The sequence below is a fragment of the Legionella nigrisilvae genome (assembly GCF_977063395.2).
Map to the genome: position 1 here is coordinate 1 of NZ_CDRUGZ020000046.1, position 2,571 is coordinate 2,571.

Below are 2,571 nucleotides of genomic sequence, written 5' to 3' on the forward strand. Positions count from 1 at the left end.
TGAAGTAGCTCAGATTATATGGTCAAGACAATCAGCCAATTAGTACAAGTTAGCTTCACACATTACTGCGCTTCCACACCTTGCCTATCAACGTTGTAGTCTTCAACGGGCTTCAAGGGAAAACTCATCTTGAGGGAGGCTTCCCGCTTAGATGCTTTCAGCGGTTATCCCGTCCGAACTTAGCTACCCGGCAATGCCACTGGCGTGACAACCGGTACACCAGAGGTTCGTCCACTCCGGTCCTCTCGTACTAGGAGCAGCTCCTCTCAATTTTCCTACGCCCACGGCAGATAGGGACCGAACTGTCTCACGACGTTCTAAACCCAGCTCGCGTACCACTTTAAATGGCGAACAGCCATACCCTTGGGACCTGCTTCAGCCCCAGGATGTGATGAGCCGACATCGAGGTGCCAAACACCGCCGTCGATATGAACTCTTGGGCGGTATCAGCCTGTTATCCCCGGAGTACCTTTTATCCGTTGAGCGATGGCCCTTCCATACAGAACCACCGGATCACTAAGACCTACTTTCGTACCTGCTCGAGCCGTCGCTCTCGCAGTCAAGCACCCTTATGCCTTTACACTCTTGGTACGATGTCCGACCGTACCGAGGGTACCTTTGTGCTCCTCCGTTACTCTTTGGGAGGAGACCGCCCCAGTCAAACTACCCATCATACACTGTCCTCATCCCGGATTACGGGACCAAGTTAGAACCTCAATAACAACAGGGTGGTATTTCAAGGTCGGCTCCATGAGGACTAGCGTCCTCACTTCAAAGCCTCCCACCTATCCTACACAGTTATCATCAAAGTCCAGTGCAAAACTATAGTAAAGGTTCACGGGGTCTTTCCGTCTAGCCGCGGGTACACTGCATCTTCACAGCGATTTCAATTTCACTGAGTCTCGGGTGGAGACAGTGTGGCCATCGTTACGCCATTCGTGCAGGTCGGAACTTACCCGACAAGGAATTTCGCTACCTTAGGACCGTTATAGTTACGGCCGCCGTTTACCGGGGCTTCGATCAAGAGCTTCTCCGAAGATAACCCCATCAATTAACCTTCCGGCACCGGGCAGGCGTCACACCCTATACGTCTTCTTACGAATTTGCAGAGTGCTGTGTTTTTAATAAACAGTCGCAGCCACCTGGTCTCTGCGGCCCTCTTCAGCTTTGAAAGTAAATTCCATCACCAAAAAGGGCGTACCTTCTCCCGAAGTTACGGTACCATTTTGCCTAGTTCCTTCACCCGAGTTCTCTCAAGCGCCTTAGTATTCTCTACCTGTCCACCTGTGTCGGTTTGCGGTACGGTTCTCTATAAGTTATGGCTAGCAGCTTTTCCTGGAAGCCGGGCATCAATGACTTCGCTGTACACCGAAGTGTCAGCACCATGTCGCACCTCAGAGTTGATAGTAAACCGGATTTGCCTAGTCTACCCTCCTACATGCACATACCAGGACAACCAACGCCTGGCTCATTTAGCCTTCTTCGTCCCCACATCACCACTTATAAAAAGTCCAGGAATATTAACCTGGTTCCCATCGACTACGCTTTTCAGCCTCGCCTTAGGGGCCGACTCACCCTGCTCCGATTAACGTCGTGCAGGAAACCTGGGACTTCCGGCGTGAGGGCTTTTCACCCTCATTATCGTTACTCATGTCAGCATTCGCACTTCTGATACCTCCAGCAGACTTCTCAATCCACCTTCATCAGCCTACAGAACGCTCCCCTACCACGTGCACTTAGTGCACATCCGCAGCTTCGGTGACTAGTTTTAGCCCCGTTACATCTTCCGCGCAGGCCGACTCGACCAGTGAGCTATTACGCTTTCTTTAAAGGGTGGCTGCTTCTAAGCCAACCTCCTGGCTGTCTATGCCTTCCCACATCGTTTCCCACTTAACTAGCACTTTGGGACCTTAGCTGGCGGTCTGGGTTGTTTCCCTCTTCACGACGGACGTTAGCACCCGCCGTGTGTCTCCCGTGATTCAATTATCCGGTATTCGGAGTTTGCATCGGTTTGGTAAGCCATGACAGCCCCCTAGCCGAAACAGTGCTCTACCCCCAGTAATCATTCACGAGGCGCTACCTAAATAGCTTTCGGGGAGAACCAGCTATCTCCGGGCTTGATTAGCCTTTCACTCCTAGTCACACGTCATCCGATAATTTTTCAACATTACCCGGTTCGGACCTCCAGTTGGTGTTACCCAACCTTCATCCTGCACATGACTAGATCGCCCGGTTTCGGGTCTACTCCCAGCGACTCGCGCCCTATTCAGACTCGATTTCTCTACGGCTTCCTTATTCAGTTAACCTCGCCACTGAAAGTAACTCGCTGACCCATTATACAAAAGGTACGCAGTCACACAGCCTAAGCCATGCTCCCACTGCTTGTACGCAAACGGTTTCAGGTTCTATTTCACTCCCCTCTCCGGGGTTCTTTTCGCCTTTCCCTCACGGTACTGGTTCACTATCGGTCAGTAAGTAGTATTTAGCCTTGGATGATGGTCCACCCATATTCAACCAGGATTTCACGTGTCCCGGCCTACTTGTTCGCGTGCTTAGTTCTTAATGCAACCT

At 51.4% G+C, this 2,571-nt stretch carries 1 rRNA gene; it reads right to left on the bottom strand.

Going from position 1 to position 2,571, the window contains the following annotated elements:
* Nucleotides 1-18: 18 nt before the first annotated feature.
* Nucleotides 19-2,571: ribosomal RNA gene (locus ACWTE2_RS34555) — 23S ribosomal RNA — on the bottom strand; the annotation flags it as partial.